Origin of the sequence: Domibacillus indicus (genome assembly GCF_023715895.1) — a bacterium.
GTDB lineage: Bacteria > Bacillota > Bacilli > Bacillales > Domibacillaceae > Domibacillus > Domibacillus indicus_A.
Genome location: NZ_JAMBOO010000136.1, coordinates 1 through 255, shown reverse-complemented (window position 1 = coordinate 255; position 255 = coordinate 1). Strand labels below are relative to the sequence as shown.

Here is a 255-nt window from a genome sequence, read left to right as displayed (position 1 = left end):
TTTGTTTGGGCCTGTGCTGAAGCCAATAATTTCGCGGTTAAAGAGATCGACAAAGATACATACGTAATGCCATTTGTTTTTGACTTTGACGTATGTTAAATCACTGACGACTACTTTTTTGGCTTCTACCTGCTGAAACTCGCGTTTCAATTCGTTTGCCTGGGCTGACTCATTACACGGAGCTTTCTGTGGCTTGAACTGTGCCACCGTATAGGAAGAAACAAGCCCTTGTTCCTTCATGATACGTCCAATACG

General features: G+C 43.1%; 1 pseudogene. It reads right to left on the bottom strand.

The features are described from left to right. Positions 1-255: pseudogene (locus M3221_RS25975) on the bottom strand (IS3-like element IS655 family transposase); the annotation flags it as partial.